The 14,027-nt window shown below is 72.1% G+C and carries 12 protein-coding genes and 3 tRNA genes; 9 read left to right on the forward strand and 6 right to left on the reverse strand.

Annotated features, from left to right (window positions below; translation table 11 throughout):
- Positions 1-40: 40 nt before the first annotated feature.
- The gene (locus KMS84_RS34365; protein ID WP_256920451.1) at positions 41-685 is read right to left on the reverse strand and encodes a TetR/AcrR family transcriptional regulator; all 645 of its coding nucleotides are present in this window, start codon (positions 683-685) and stop codon (positions 41-43) included.
- A 95-nt stretch (positions 686-780) separates the two neighbouring features.
- Between KMS84_RS34365 and KMS84_RS34370 the strand changes: the two genes are divergently transcribed.
- Positions 781-2,241, forward strand: coding sequence for an MFS transporter (locus KMS84_RS34370; RefSeq protein WP_256920453.1), 1,461 nt, complete (start codon positions 781-783; stop codon positions 2,239-2,241).
- A 137-nt stretch (positions 2,242-2,378) separates the two neighbouring features.
- Here the strand turns inward: KMS84_RS34370 and purL are convergent, their stop codons facing one another.
- From purL to purS, 3 genes are read right to left on the reverse strand one after another with little or no spacing between them, the layout of a single operon-like run.
- The gene (gene purL, locus KMS84_RS34375) at positions 2,379-4,637 is read right to left on the reverse strand and encodes a phosphoribosylformylglycinamidine synthase subunit PurL (RefSeq protein ID WP_256920455.1); all 2,259 of its coding nucleotides are present in this window, start codon (positions 4,635-4,637) and stop codon (positions 2,379-2,381) included.
- Positions 4,634-5,314, reverse strand: coding sequence for a phosphoribosylformylglycinamidine synthase subunit PurQ (gene purQ / locus KMS84_RS34380; RefSeq protein ID WP_256920457.1), 681 nt, complete (start codon positions 5,312-5,314; stop codon positions 4,634-4,636). The genes purL and purQ overlap by 4 nt, the downstream gene beginning before the upstream one ends.
- Positions 5,311-5,583, reverse strand: coding sequence for a phosphoribosylformylglycinamidine synthase subunit PurS (purS, locus tag KMS84_RS34385; RefSeq protein WP_190154033.1), 273 nt, complete (start codon positions 5,581-5,583; stop codon positions 5,311-5,313). Before purS ends, purQ begins: the two co-directional genes overlap by 4 nt.
- A 345-nt stretch (positions 5,584-5,928) precedes the next feature.
- Here purS and KMS84_RS34390 point away from each other — a divergent pair, with 345 nt between their 5' ends.
- The 8 genes from KMS84_RS34390 (at position 5,929) to KMS84_RS34425 (ending at position 11,168) form a co-directional block, all read left to right on the forward strand.
- Positions 5,929-6,246, forward strand: coding sequence for a histone-like nucleoid-structuring protein Lsr2 (locus tag KMS84_RS34390; RefSeq protein WP_109004766.1), 318 nt, complete (start codon positions 5,929-5,931; stop codon positions 6,244-6,246).
- Positions 6,247-6,603: 357 nt separating this feature from the next.
- Positions 6,604-6,675 (forward strand) — tRNA-Gly (locus KMS84_RS34395).
- A gap of 80 nt (positions 6,676-6,755) precedes the next feature.
- A tRNA-Gly gene (locus KMS84_RS34400) sits at positions 6,756-6,828 on the forward strand.
- 179 nt (positions 6,829-7,007) lie between these two features.
- Positions 7,008-8,069 carry an ABC transporter ATP-binding protein gene (locus KMS84_RS34405; protein ID WP_256920458.1) on the forward strand — a complete coding sequence of 354 codons (1,062 nt, stop codon included), beginning with the start codon at positions 7,008-7,010 and terminating at the stop codon, positions 8,067-8,069.
- Entirely contained in the window at positions 8,066-8,881 is an 816-nt protein-coding gene (locus KMS84_RS34410) for an ABC transporter permease (RefSeq protein ID WP_256920459.1), read from the forward strand. The genes KMS84_RS34405 and KMS84_RS34410 overlap by 4 nt, the downstream gene beginning before the upstream one ends.
- A gap of 192 nt (positions 8,882-9,073) precedes the next feature.
- Positions 9,074-10,450 (forward strand): sensor histidine kinase, encoded by a 1,377-nt coding sequence (locus KMS84_RS34415; RefSeq protein WP_256920460.1) that lies wholly within the window; start codon positions 9,074-9,076, stop codon positions 10,448-10,450.
- Positions 10,447-11,055, forward strand: a complete 609-nt coding sequence (locus KMS84_RS34420; protein ID WP_498066960.1) for a response regulator transcription factor — start codon at positions 10,447-10,449, stop codon at positions 11,053-11,055. The genes KMS84_RS34415 and KMS84_RS34420 overlap by 4 nt, the downstream gene beginning before the upstream one ends.
- A gap of 37 nt (positions 11,056-11,092) precedes the next feature.
- Positions 11,093-11,168 (forward strand) — tRNA-Gly (locus KMS84_RS34425).
- Positions 11,169-11,213: 45 nt separating this feature from the next.
- On the opposite strand, the gene KMS84_RS34430 is transcribed toward KMS84_RS34425, so the two are convergent.
- On the reverse strand, positions 11,214-12,113 hold the full coding sequence (locus tag KMS84_RS34430) for a phosphoribosylaminoimidazolesuccinocarboxamide synthase (protein ID WP_256920461.1): 900 nt from the start codon (positions 12,111-12,113) through the stop codon (positions 11,214-11,216).
- Positions 12,114-12,227: 114 nt separating this feature from the next.
- Positions 12,228-13,742, reverse strand: a complete 1,515-nt coding sequence (locus tag KMS84_RS34435; protein ID WP_256920462.1) for a N,N-dimethylformamidase beta subunit family domain-containing protein — start codon at positions 13,740-13,742, stop codon at positions 12,228-12,230.
- Positions 13,743-14,027: the final 285 nt, after the last annotated feature.

The raw sequence follows: 14,027 nt of genomic DNA on the forward strand, positions 1-14,027 counted from the left end.
GCGGGGAAGCAGCGGGACGCTCGGGCGGTGGGCGGGGCGGTCAGGGCTTGCGGGCGTAGTCGCCCAGGCCCGTTTCCACCAGGGCGAAGGCCCTGCGGGCCCGCTCGGCGGCGTCGGCCGCGACGTCTTCCACGCTCTCGCCGGCGTCGATGCGGCGGTGGTGCTCCTCGACCAGGACGTTGCGGGCGGCCGTGAGGGTCGCGGCGGCGATCACGGCGAGGGTCTCGTCGCCGGTCTCCTCGGCCAGCAGGCCGGCCAGCTCGCGGGCGCCCTTCTCGGACAGGACGTAGGCACGCTCCCGCAGGACCGGAGTCGCCATGATGACCGAGCGGATCTCACGGGCGAACGGCTCGGCGTGCAGGCCGATCGCCGGGTCACGCGCCTCCACCATCTCCAGGAACTGCCGTCGGACGGCCTCCGCGGCGGACTCGCCCCGGTGTCGCTCCCGCACCGCCCGGGCCGCGTCGGAGAAGTGCTCCTCCATCGGCCGGAAGACCAGTTCCTCCTTGGTGCCGAAGTAGTTGAACACCGTCATCTTGGAGACGTCGGCGGCGTCCGCGATCTCCTGGACGGAGACGTCGTCGAAGCTCCGCTCCAGGAACAGCTCCACCGCGGTCCGGTAGATCCGCATCGCGGTCTGCAACTTCTTACGCTCGCGCAGCCCCATCGTCGCTTCGGCAGCCATGTCACCACTGTACCAAGCTCATTCTTGAGCCCGGATGAAAAGTCGTACCGGATAAAAGATTGACTCGGTCCATGAAGCCCGGGCATGGTGGTCGCATGACCGACACCCAACGCAGAATCGGCTTCCTCGTCTGCCTCGTCACGATCGTGCTCGCCGTGCTCGACCTTCAGATCGTGTCCGCGGCCACCGTCCCGATCGTGCGCGACCTCGATCCGGCACACGGCATCGACCGCATCCCGTGGCTGGTCAGCGCCTTCTCCCTGGCATCGGCCGCGGTGCTCCCGCTGTACGGCAAGCTGTGCGACGTCCTCGGCGCCAAGAGGGTCTTCCTGGGCGCCGTGGGCTCCTTCCTCGTGGGCTCGGCGCTGTGCGGAGCCGCACAGTCGCTCGGTCAGCTGATAGCCGCCCGAGCTGTGCAGGGCATCGGCGCCGGGGGCCTGATGAGCGTCACGATGGTGGTGATCGCCGAGCTGAGAGGACCCGGGGAGAAGGACGCCAAGGGCGCCGGCGTGGGCGGGGTCGTGGCCGGCGGCGGCATGGCGGTGGGGCCGTGGATCGGCGGGCTGCTCGCCGACCACGCGAGCTGGCGCTGGATCTTCTACGTCAACCTGCCCCTCGGGGCAGCCGTGCTGGTGGCGGCCGCACTCGCCCTCGACCTGCCCCGGCACAGCCGCTCGCGCCGTGTCGACTTCCTCGGCGCGGGCCTGGCCGCCGCGTTCTCCACCGCTCTGCTGCTGGTCACCGAGTGGGGCGGCAAGCAGTACGCGTGGACGTCGCCCCAGATCGTCGCCCTCGCGCTCGCCTCCGCCGTCACCCTCGGCCTGTTCCTGCGCCGGCAGACCACGGCCGCCGAGCCGATCCTGCCGCTGTCCCTGTTCCGCGTCCCCGAACTGCGCTGGGGCTTCGCGATACAGGGCCTGATGGGCGCGGCCATGGTCGGCTCGATGTACTACGTGATGGTCTATCTTCAGGTGGCCCGCGGCATCGCGAGCTCCTCGGCGGGGCTGTACCTGCTGCCCATGGCCCTGGGCATGACGGCCGTGGGCATCGTCTCCGCCAGGCTCGCCGCGCGCGGCTGGGCCGAGCGGACCTTCGCCATAGCGGGCTCGGCGATCGCCGCGGTCGCCTTCCTCTTCCTGGCCACCCTCGGCACGGACACCTCGCTGTGGCTGCTCCGCGCCTACCTGCTGCTCATCGGCACGGGCTTCGGCCTCCTCCTCGGCCAGCTGATCCCGCTCGTGCAGGACGCCGCCCCACGCCATCAGCTCGGCGTCGCCACCACCGGCGTCCGCTTCTTCCAGACCCTGGGCACGGCTCTGGGGGCCGCGCTCTTCGGCACCCTCATCACCAGGCTCTACGACGGGCCCGGTCAGCTCACCTCCCTGGCGGGCGCAACAAGGCCGGCGGCACTCGAGTCGTACGTCTCCGCCATGGACACGGTGTTCCTGTGCGGGTCGGGGCTGATGGCGGTGTGCGTGGTGCTGGCGGTCCTGCTGCCCACGTCGCGCCCGGCGGCCGGCGCCCCCGGGCCGGCCCCGCGACCGGTCTCGGTGTGACCGCCGTCGCCCGGGCCCGGACCCGTCACGGCGACGGGGTGGTCGCCGGCGCCGGTCGCGGGCGCGGGCGGTCACGGCGAAGGCCCCGCCCGTCTCCACGGGCGGGGCCTTCGCCACCGCGGATGCGTCCTGGCGCGTTACGCGAGCAGCGCCGGGATCGTGTCCTCGTGCGCCCTGCGCAGCTCCTCCAGGGTCAGCTCGAACTCGCCCTGAAGCTCGACCGTGTCGCCGTCGACGACACCGATGCGGGTGACGGGCAGACCGCGCGCCCCGCACATGTCGTTGAAGCGCAGCTCCTCGGAGCGCGGCACGGCGACGACGGCGCGGCCGGCCGACTCGGAGAAGAGGAGGGTGAAGGCGTCGAGACCGTCGGGCACGATCAGCCGCGCGCCCTTCCCGCCGAGCAGCGCCGACTCGACGACCGCCTGGATCAGACCGCCGTCGGACAGGTCGTGCGCGGAGTCGATCATGCCGTCGCGCGAGGCCGAGATCAGGATCTCGGCGAGCAGCCGCTCGCGCTCCAGGTCGACCTTCGGGGGCAGTCCGCCCAGGTGGTCGTGGACGACCTGGGACCAGGCCGAGCCGCCGAACTCCTCACGCGTGTCGCCGAGGAGGTAGAGCAGCTGGCCCTCCTCCTGGAAGGCGACGGGCGTGCGCCGGGCCACGTCGTCGATGACGCCCAGCACTGCGACCACCGGGGTCGGGTGGATGGCCGCCTCGCCGGTCTGGTTGTAGAGCGAGACGTTGCCGCCGGTCACCGGGGTGCCCAGCTGCTGGCAGGCGTCGGCGAGACCGCGGATGGCCTCGGCGAACTGCCACATCACCGCCGGGTCCTCGGGCGAGCCGAAGTTCAGGCAGTCGGAGACGGCGAGGGGCTTGGCGCCGGTCGTGGCCACGTTGCGGTAGGCCTCGGACAGGGCCAGCTGTGCGCCCGCGTACGGGTCGAGCTTGGCGTAGCGGCCGTTGCCGTCGGTCGCGATGGCGACGCCGAGGCCGCTCTCCTCGTCGATGCGGATCATCCCGGAGTCCTCGGGCTGGGCCAGCACCGTGTTGCCCTGGACGAAGTGGTCGTACTGGGAGGTGATCCACTTCTTGGAGGCCTGGTTCGGGGACGACACCAGACGCAGGACCTGGTCCTTGAGCTCCTGGCCCGTCTGCGGCCGGGGCAGCTTGTTCGCGTCGTCGGCCTGGAGGGCGTCCTGCCAGTCGGGGCGGGCGTAGGGGCGCTCGTAGACCGGGCCGTCGTGGGCCACCGTGCGCGGGTCGACGTCGACGATCTTGCCGCCGTGCCAGAAGATCTCGAGACGGTCGCCGTCGGTCACCTCGCCGATGACGGTGGCGATGACGTCCCACTTGTCGCAGATCTCGAGGAACCGGTCGACCTTGCCCGGCTCGACGACGGCGCACATGCGTTCCTGCGACTCGCTCATGAGGATTTCCTCGGGCGAGAGCGTGGAGTCGCGCAGCGGCACGTCGTCCAGCGTGACGCGCATGCCGCCGGAGCCGTTGGAGGCCAGCTCGGAGGTGGCACAGGACAGGCCGGCCGCGCCGAGGTCCTGGATGCCGACGACCAGCTTCTCGGCGAAGGCCTCCAGGGTGCACTCGATGAGGAGCTTCTCCTGGAAGGGGTCGCCGACCTGTACGGCGGGGCGCTTCGAGGGCTTGGCGTCGTCGAAGGTCTCGGAGGCCAGGATCGACGCGCCGCCGATGCCGTCGCCGCCGGTCCGGGCCCCGTAGAGGATGACCTTGTTGCCGGCGCCGGACGCCTTCGCGAGGTGGATGTCCTCGTGCCGCATCACGCCGATGGCACCCGCGTTGACCAGCGGGTTGCCCTGGTAGCAGGCGTCGAAGACGACCTCGCCGCCGATGTTCGGCAGGCCCAGGCAGTTGCCGTAGCCGCCGATGCCGGCCACGACGCCCGGCAGGACGCGCTTGGTGTCGGGGTGGTCCGCCGCGCCGAAGCGCAGGGGGTCGACGACCGCGACCGGGCGCGCGCCCATCGCGATGATGTCGCGCACGATGCCGCCGACGCCGGTGGCCGCGCCCTGGTAGGGCTCGACGTACGACGGGTGGTTGTGCGACTCCACCTTGAAGGTGACCGCGTAGCCCTGGCCGACGTCGACGACGCCGGCGTTCTCGCCGATGCCGACGAGCAGCGCGTCGGACTGGGGGGCCTTCTCGCCGAACTGGCGCAGGTGGACCTTGGAGGACTTGTACGAGCAGTGCTCGGACCACATGACGGAGTACATGGCGAGCTCGGCGCCGGTCGGGCGGCGGCCGAGGATCTCCACGACCCGCTCGTACTCGTCCTTCTTCAGGCCGAGTTCGGCCCAGGGCAGCTCGACGTCGGGGGTCTCGGCCGCGTGCTCGACCGTGTCCAGAGGCGTCCGGCTCATGCGTTGACCAGCTTCTTGAGGATCGAGGTGAAGAACGGGAGGCCGTCGGTGCGGCCGGAGCCGATGAGGGGCTCGACGGCGTGCTCCGGGTGCGGCATGAGGCCCACGACGTTGCCGGCCGCGTTGGTGATGCCGGCGATGTCGCGGAGGCTGCCGTTGGGGTTGACGTCCAGGTAACGGAAGGCGACCCGGCCCTCCGCCTCCAGCTCGTCGAGCGTGCGCTCGTCGGCGACGTACCGGCCGTCCATGTTCTTCAGCGGGATGTGGATCTCCTGGCCGGCCGCGTAGTCGGTGGTCCAGGCGGTGTCCGCGTTCTCCACCCGCAGCTTTTGGTCGCGGCAGATGAAGTGGAGGTGATCGTTGCCGAGCATCGCGCCCGGGAGGAGGTGGGCCTCGGTGAGGATCTGGAAGCCGTTGCAGATGCCGAGGACCGGCAGGCCGGCCTTCGCCTGCTCGATGAGGGGCTCCATCACGGGGGAGAAACGCGCGATGGCGCCGGCCCGCAGATAGTCGCCGTACGAGAAACCGCCGCACAGCACCACGGCGTCGACCTGGTGGAGGTTCTTGTCCTTGTGCCAGAGAGCGACGGGTTCGGCCCCCGCGAGGCGGATCGCGCGCTGGGTGTCCCGGTCGTCGAGGCTGCCCGGGAAAGTGACGACGCCAATACGAGCGGTCACTTCGCGGCCCCCGCGACGGCTTCTTCCGACTCGACCTTGACGGTGAAGTCCTCGATCACGGTGTTGGCGAGGAAGGATTCCGCAAGATCGTGGATGCGGGCGAGGACGGCCTCGTCGACCGGGCCGTCAACTTCCAGTTCGAATCGCTTTCCCTGACGTACGTCGGAGATGCCCTCGAAACCCAGCCGCGGCAGTGCGCGCTGCACCGCCTGGCCCTGGGGGTCGAGGATCTCCGGCTTGAGCATGACGTCGACTACGACGCGTGCCACTGGCACTCCCGGTGGTGTGGTGCTGAGCAGGTTCCTGCGGGTGTCTCCGACAGGTGGCTTCAGACTACCCGCACAAAATTTCTACGCGAGTAGAGTTGGAGGAACCTACGTGACGGCCATCACGGCGGCCACCGCGATCGGGCGCCGGCGGGGGATGTTCACGAAAAGTTACGGGAAAGATCCCCGGCCATCCTCGGATACCTATTGCGTCCGGACACGCGGACAGATTTAGTCGGGCTTCACAATGCATTGCCGCGCACTGTACAAATGAATTGGAAATAGCCGAGACTCGGCACGACGCCACGGCTGAACGGTTTGTGGCGCCGGACGAAGGGACCGATATTCGTGGCGCAGAAGGTCGTGGTCACTCTCTTTGACGACATCGACGGCTCGGAAGCGGCGGAAACGATCGCCTTCGGCCTCGACGGCAAGTCGTACGAGATCGACCTGAATGAAGGCAATGCCGAGAAACTGCGTAAGGCGCTCGCGCCCTACGTGGAGGCCGGCCGCAAGCGGTCGAAGTCGGGCAAGGCCTACAAGCAGACGGAGGTCGCCCCCGACCCCGCGGCGGTCCGCGCCTGGGCCCAGGCCAACAAGATGGAGGTGCCCGCCCGCGGCCGCATCCCCAAGAAGGTCTACGAGGCGTTCACCGACGCCCAGTGAACGCGGACCGGTGAGCGGGGACCGGTGAGCAGTGCCCGCTGAGCGCTGCCGGCCGTGTGGCGTTCGGCGCGTGCGTCGGGCGTCAGGCGCGGGGCCTTCGGCGTGCGAGGCCCGGACGGCAGCTGCCGGGACCGCAGCTGTCCGGACCGGGCGTCCGGAGCGTCCGGTGCACGGCAGGGGCGGCGCGGACGGGCGGCGTGGCGCCTGCGGAGCTCGCCGCACGCTTCTCGCAGGCCCGGACCGACGGCCGGTCACCCGCCCCTCGAACGACCCGACTTGCGCTGCACCCCTCCCGGTCGGCTAGAGTTCGGAGCACGCCGAGGGGCGAGGCCGAAAAGCCCAGCTCACGGAGTACATGCGGGTGTAGTTCAGTAGTAGAACATCCCCCTTCCAGGGGGAAGGCGCAGTGTGCAATTCCTGTCACCCGCTCTGCACCGCCGGTCTGGCCAGTCTTCTGGATCAGGTAGGCTGGTGCTCGCGCCGATCGGTGAGAGCCGGTCGGAGGCAATGCGGACGTAGCTCAGTTGGTAGAGCGCAACCTTGCCAAGGTTGAGGTCGCGAGTTCGAGCCTCGTCGTCCGCTCGGGAATCAGACCCCGGTCCACTGGACCGGGGTCTTTTCGTATGCCCGCGCCAGTCCGGGCTCCGGGCGCCCGGGCTCCTGACGTACGGGCGCCGCCGGGACGGCCGTCTGACATATGTCATACGGAGTGGTGACACCTCGCACTGCTGCGGACCTCCGGGCGCCGGGAGCCTTGAGGCATGAACACGAAGGAACACGTGATCGAGGTCACCGGCCTCCGGCGTGTGTACGGGGGCGGGTTCGAGGCGGTCCGCGGAATCTCCTTCCACGTCGGCCGCGGTGAGATCTTCGCGCTGCTCGGCACCAACGGCGCCGGGAAGACGTCGACCGTCGAGCTGCTGGAAGGGCTGGCGCGGCCCGACGGCGGACGCATCTCGGTGCTCGGCCACGACCCCTACACCGAGCGGGCCGCCGTCCGGCCGCGCACCGGCGTGATGCTCCAGGAGGGCGGATTCCCCTCCGAGCTGACCGTCGCCGAGACCGCGCGGATGTGGGCCGGCTGCGTGAGCGGCGCCCGTCCGATCGAGCGGGCCCTGGCGTCGACCGGGCTCGCCGGGCGGGCCGACGTCCGGGTCAAGCAGCTGTCCGGGGGCGAGCGGCGGCGCCTGGACCTGGCGCTCGCGGTGCTCGGCGAACCCGAGGTGCTGTTCCTCGACGAGCCCTCGACCGGCCTGGACGCCGAGGGCCGGCGGGACACCTGGGAGCTGGTGCGCGCCCTGCGCGACGCGGGCACCACGGTCGTGCTGACCACCCACTACCTGGAAGAGGCCGAGCAGCTGGCCGACCGGCTGGCCATCCTGCACCGGGGCCGCATCGCCGCCGCCGGGACGCCCGCCGAGGTGACCGCCGCCCAGCCGTCCCGGATCTCCTTCGAACTGCCCGAGGGGTACCTCCCGGGCGATCTGCCGCCGCTCGGCGAACTGGGCGCGTGCGGACACGAGATCGACGGTCGTCTCCTGCGGCTGCGCACCCGTGAGCTCCAGCGGGCCGCGACCGGGCTGCTGGTGTGGGCGCAGCGGACCGGGATCGAGCTGCGCCGGCTCGATGTCCGCTCGGCCTCGCTGGAGGAGGCGTTCCTGGGCATCGCCCGGGAGGCGTCGGACGACGCGGGGACCGATCCGGCCGATCCGGCCGGTCCGGCCGGCCGGGCCGGCCGGGCCGAGGGAGTCGACCGGACCGAGGGAGTCGACCGGACCGAGGGAGTCGACCTGACCGACGAGACCGAGGGAGTCGTGGCATGAGCGGGGTCACGGTGCAGGATGCGGCCGGCCGGACGGCCGGAAGGACCGTCACGACGCCCGCGCGCCGGATGGCCGCCCTCGCGCGCGCCGAACTCACGCTGCTCGGCCGCAGCAGGAGCACCCTCCTCATGGCCGTGCTCGTGCCGCTGGCGCTGCCGGTCAGCCTCGCCCCGACGATCGACGGCATGCACGTCCAGGACGCCGGCCTCACCCCCGGCCTGGTGCTGCTGCCCGCGGCGATCGGTTTCTCCCTGCTGTTCGGGGTGTACTCGGCGCTGACCGTCATCTACACCTCCCGGCGCGAGGAGTTGGTGCTGAAGCGGCTGCGCACCGGTGAACTGCGGGACGCCGAGATCCTGGGCGGGACGGCGGTGCCGGTCCTCGCGACGGGACTGGTGCAGTCGGCGGTGCTGGTGGCCGGCTCCGCCGTCCTGCTGGACGTGCCGGCCCCGAAGGCGCCCGTCCTCGCCGTCCTGGGCCTGCTGTTCGGGCTGGTGATGTGCGCGGCGCTCGCGGCCGTCACCGCGACCGCGACCCGGACCGTGGAGAGCGCGCAGGTCACCACGGCGCCGCTGGTGCTCGTGTCGATGGCGGGGTCCGGGGTGGCCGTCCCCCTGGAACTGCTGCCCCACGGGCTCGCCTCGGCCTGCGCGTCGCTGCCGCTGTCCCCGGTGATCACCCTGATACGCGGCGGCTGGACCGGCGCCCTCTCGGCCCACGACACCCTGGGAGCACTGGGAACCGCACTGGCCTGGACCGTGCTGGCGGTGTTTGCTGTACGGCGGTGGTTCCGGTGGGAGCCCCGGCGCTGACCGACGCCGGACGCCGGAACGCCGCCGGGCCCGCGCCGACGCGGACCGGGGGAACCGCGTGCAGGGGGACACGCGACGGGACGCGTCACGTACGCGGGCCCACGGCTACGGGCTACGGGCTACGGGCTACGGGCTACGGGGGGCTACGGCTACGGCTACGGCTACAAGGACATGGGAACAGGGGGCATGCGGATGCGCAGGCCGGGGGGCTGGTGGCGGCGCAAGAGCACGCCCGCGAAGGTCGAGACGTACACACGGTGGTCGTTCCACTTCTTCGCCGCGGCCGAGTTCATGGCGGTGGGGCTGCCCGCCGCCGGGGGGCTGCCGGCCGGCCTCGGGCTCTGGGCGGCGGCGCTGACGCTGGCGCACTGCACGCTCGGCGCGGTGACGGCGTCGCGGGCGCTGGACTGGACGCGCGGACGCCGGCCCCAGCCCGTCCGGCTGATGTGGGCCCTCGCCGCCGTGTCGGCGACGACCGCCGTCGCCGCGGTGGGCGTCGCGCAGCGCGGCCCGGACCACGAGAGCGTCGACGCCGCGGCGGGCAGCGTCTTCGGCATCGTCCTCGCCTTCGGGGCCGGGTTCATCGCGCTCGGCGTGCGCAGCCGTCGCCGGGTGCTCGCGGTCGTGACCGGCTTCGCCCTGGGCGCCGGGGCCGCGGCGTACCCGGTCGGACTGCCCGGCGTGGCCGTTGTGGCCACGATGGCGGCGGTGTTCCTCGGCGGCGGCTTCCTCGCCTTCACCTCGGTCTTCTCCGCGTGGCTGCTCGACGCGGTCTTCCGGCTGGACGAGGCCCGCGACACCCGGGCCCGGCTCGCCGTGGCCGAGGAACGGCTGCGGTTCGGGCGGGACCTTCACGACGTGATGGGCCGCAACCTGGCGGTGATCGCCCTGAAGAGCGAGCTGGCCGTGCAGCTGGCCCGGCGCGGCCGGCCGGACGCCGTGGAGCAGATGATCGAGGTACAGCGCATAGCGCGGGAGTCGCAGCGCGAGGTGCGCGACGTCGTCCGCGGCTACCGGGAGGCCGACCTGGGCGTGGAACTCGCCGGCGCGCAGGGTGTGTTGACGGCGGCGGGCATCGACTGCGAGGTGAGCGGGGAGCCCGGCGGGCTGCCCGCCGGGGTGCAGTCCGCGCTCGGCTGGGTGGTGCGCGAGAGCACCACCAACGTCCTGCGGCACGGCGATCCGGGCCGGTGCTCGGTGACGTTGCGCAGGACGTCGGGGAGCGTGGTGCTGACGGTGGAGAACGACGGGGTGGGGCCCGCGGGCGCGAGCGCGGGCGGCGGGTCGGGACTCGCCGGGCTGCGCGAGCGGCTGCGCGGGGTCGACGGGACGCTGGAGGCCGGACTCATGGCCCCCGGCAGGTTCCGGGTGGTCGCCGAGGTGCCCTTGGGCGAGGCGGCCCAGGGCGAGGCCCCTGCGGACGAGGTGGGCGCGGCGGCGCAGGACGGGAGACCTCGGAGCGGCGCCGAGCCGGGCGGGAGACCGCTGGACGAGGGGGCGCAGAGTGGGAAACCGTTGGACGAGGCGGCTCAGGGCGGGAACCCGCCTGTGAGGGAGGTCACTTCATGATGGTGCGGGTGCTGCTCGCCGACGACGAGCACCTCATCCGGGGCGCCCTGGCCGCGCTGCTCTCCCTGGAGGACGATCTGGTGATCGTCGCCGAGGCGGCCACCGGGCCGGAGGCGCTGGCGATGGCACGGGCCCACGAACCCGACGTGGCCGTCCTGGACCTCCAGATGCCGGGCGCCGACGGTGTGAAGGTCGCCACATCCCTGCGGTCCGAACTGCCCGGCTGCCGGGCACTGATCGTCACCAGCCACGGCCGGCCGGGACATCTCAAACGGGCGCTTGCGGCCGGTGTGCGCGGGTTCGTCCCGAAGACCGTGAGCGCCCAGCGGCTCGCCGAGATCATCCGCACGGTGCACGCCGGGAACCGCTATGTGGACCCGGAGTTGGCGGCCGACGCGATCGCCGCCGGCGACTCGCCGCTGACATCGCGCGAGGCGGAGGTGCTCGAACTCGCCGCCGACGGGGCGCCGGTCGCGGAGATCGCCGAGCGGGCCGCGCTGTCGCAGGGGACGGTGCGCAACTACCTGTCGTCGGCCGTCTCCAAGCTCGGGGCGGAGAACCGGCACACCGCGGTGCGGATCGCCCGGGAGCGGGGTTGGGTATAGTTGGCCTCGCGCCACGGCACGTTCACCACGGCGCGATGCGGACGTAGCTCAGTTGGTAGAGCGCAACCTTGCCAAGGTTGAGGTCGCGAGTTCGAGCCTCGTCGTCCGCTCCATCGCCAAGGCCCCGGTCATCGACCGGGGCCTTTCGCGTGGGCCGCTCACTCCCAGGCCGCGCCCGTCAGACGCTCGTAGGCCTCGACGTACTTCGCGCGGGTCGCGTCCACGATGTGCTGGGGCAGCGGCGGCGGGGGCTGCTCGCTGTGGCGGTCCCAGCCGGACTCGGCCGAGGTCAGCCAGTCCCGCACGAACTGCTTGTCGAACGAGGGCTGCGCGCGGCCCGGCTGCCACTGGTCGGCCGGCCAGAAACGCGACGAGTCCGGGGTGAGGACCTCGTCGGCGATGACCAGGGTCTCGTCCTCGAAGCCGAACTCGAACTTGGTGTCGGCGAGGATGACGCCCCGCTCGCGGGCGATGTCGCGGGCCCGGCCGTACACGGCGAGGGTGGCCTGGCGGAGCTGGGCCGCGGTGTCGGCGCCGACCTGGCGGGCGACCTCCTCGTAGGAGACGTTCTCGTCGTGCTCGCCGACGGCGGCCTTGGTGGCCGGGGTGAAGATCGGCGCGGGCAGCTCGCTGCCGTCGACCAGGCCCTCGGGGAGGGCGAGTCCGCAGACCGTGCGGGACTCCCGGTACTCGACGAGTCCCGAGCCGGTGAGGTAGCCGCGGGCCACGCACTCGACCGGGACCATCCGCAGCGACTTGCAGATCAGGGTGCGTCCGGCCCAGTCGGCGGGGGCGCCGGCGGGCGGCTCCGTGCTCAGGACGTGGTTCGGGACCAGGTCGGCGAGCCGGTCGAACCACCACAGGGAGAGCTGGGTGAGGATGCGGCCCTTGTCGGGGATCTCGGTCGGCAGCACCCAGTCGTAGGCGGACGTGCGGTCGCTGGCGACCATCACGAGGTCGCCCGCCTCGTTCTGGTACAGCTCGCGCACCTTGCCGGTGTGCAGATGCACCAGGCCCGGCACCTGAAGCGGCTCGGGCTTTTCTACGAATCCGGACACGGTTCCTCCCCGTGGTTCTGACCTGGAGGCTCGATTGTCCCTTAGTCCGGGATTGATCCGGGACGGCGGGTCACGGGACCGTCCGGGACGACGGACGCCCGGGCCGCGCGCGGATCAGTCGCGCTTGCAGATGCGGTCCAGGAGGTTGGCCGTGGCGCGTTGGACGCGGGGGTCCACATGGCCGGGGCGGTCCAGGGCCGGCGACCAGGCGAAGGTGCCGGAGGCGAACACCAGGGCCCCCGACGGGGCGCGGTAGAGGGACGTCTCCTGGTGCCGCCGGACGCCCTCGCCGTCGTGGTACGGCGAGTGGGCGAGAAGGATGCGGTCCTCGTGCCGGGGAAGAGGGGTGCGCGGGAAGTAGCGGTCGGCCTCGCCCGCGACCAGCCCGTCGAGCCCCTCGCCCTCGCCCGCGCCGGTCGCCTCCCACAGCCAGTGGTCGGCGTTGCGGACGATCAACGGATGGGGTTCGGGCACCCGGCCCGCGTACTGGATGCCCACCAACTGCTGCTCGGCGCGGTCGACCTCCCGCCACAGCACGGGCCGGCCGGGCCCCTTGCGCTTGCGGCAGGTGAGGAGGCGGCTGGGCACGCCCGACGGCGACGGCCCCAACTCCACCTGCCAGTAGAGGGAGTTGGCGGACAGGAAGACGAGCGAGGTGCCGCTGTCACGGGCGAGTTCCACGGTGCGGCGCATGCTCGCCGACCAGTACTCGTCGTGTCCGGGGAAGACGAGCCCCCGGTACCGGGTGGGGTCGACCAGGCCCGCGTGCAGATCGCGGGCGTCGGCGTAGGCGAGGTCGTAGCCGTAGCGCTCGGCCCAGCGGATGAAGTCGTAGGCGTGGCCGACGTGCAGGGGTAAGCCCGCGCCCGCGTAGGGCCGGTCGAAGGAGACCGTGGTCGCCGCGTCGGCCTCGCCGAGGAGACGGCCGTTCTCGTCCCAGGCGTGGTACAGGCTGGCGCCGGTGCGGCCGTCCTCCGGATAGAGGTTGTAGGCCTGCCAGGTGATGTCGGGCAGCACCAGGAGCAGGTCGGCGGGATGCTCGTCGCGGACGGTGAAGGGCACGTGGGAGCGGTAGCCGTCGGCGGTGGTGAGGACGGCGACGTACGCGCCCACATTCCAGTACGACGGGACCTGTAGCCGCCAGGAGAGCCACCAGTGGTGGCAGGAGACCGTGCGGTCGGCGGTCAGGGGCGGCGGCTGGACGATGCCGGACAGGCGCGGGCTGGTGGTGATCTTGGCCGCGCCGTCGCCGTCGTAGTGACCGATGCGGTAGACGTCGACGCTGAACTCCTGGGGCGGGTCGACCGTGACGTGGAAGTCGACGGCGTTCCCGGGAGCGACCGCGCCCGTCGAGACGAAGCCCTTGATCTGACGGCGGACGTCGTCGGCGGAGCGGGGGCCGCCGGGCCGGGGAGCGGACCGGGGGCCGGGGACGCGGGGGGCGTCCGGCGCCGAGGCCGGGGCGGCCGGGTCCACGTACCAGGGGACCACCTGGCCGGTGTCGTCGAAGTAGGTCTCGCTGCCGCGCAGCCAGGGCACCGGGCCCTGGCCGAAGGGGTCGGTCACGGCGTGGGCCAGCGCTCCCGACTCCCATCGGCGGATGTGCTCCGGTCCTGGTCCGGGTCCCATGGTGCTCCCCTCCCTCGTGCCCCCGTGCCGGCTCGTGCGGACGGGACCGCCCCGTGTGTTCGGTCCGCGCCGCCTGTCCTATGTCGCAAGCCCTTGCCATGGGCTCTATCGGTCCCAGCACATCACATAACGCGCGCATGCAGTCACTAGTCGTTGCGAATTGGCCGAAAGTGGAATCCGGTCCTCCGATACCTCTTGCGGCAAGGCCGCGACCGAGGGCCGGGGGGGCGGACCGACGGGCGCCGGGCGGTGTCGTGCGCGGGGCGTTTGGTGGGGGCCGGGGGG

This window comes from Streptomyces hilarionis (genome assembly GCF_024539675.1).
GTDB lineage: Bacteria > Actinomycetota > Actinomycetes > Streptomycetales > Streptomycetaceae > Streptomyces > Streptomyces hilarionis.